At 76.2% G+C, this 235-nt stretch carries 1 pseudogene; it reads right to left on the reverse strand.

The features are described from left to right. Positions 1-235, reverse strand: a pseudogene (locus D588_RS25875) (nucleotide sugar aminotransferase); the annotation flags it as partial.

Raw genomic sequence — 235 nt, forward strand, 5'->3', positions numbered from 1 at the left:
GCGGCGCAGCGCGCGGCGCACCGGTGCGCCGTACGCCCAGCGCAGCGGCTGCGGCCGGTACAGCGCGGCGTAGCCGAGCAGTTCCAGGCTGCGGCGCAGTTCCCAGCGCCAGTCGCGCTGGCCCAGGCGCGCGGCGGTGTCGGCCAGACTGCGCTGCAGCGGCGCATGCCGCGACATCAGCAGCCCGCCTTCGTACAGCGTGAGTCCCTTGCCGGCGGCCAGGCTGCAGAAGCCG

This window comes from Xanthomonas sp. SHU 308 (assembly GCF_000364645.1).
Classification (GTDB): Bacteria; Pseudomonadota; Gammaproteobacteria; order Xanthomonadales; family Xanthomonadaceae; genus Xanthomonas_A; species Xanthomonas_A sontii.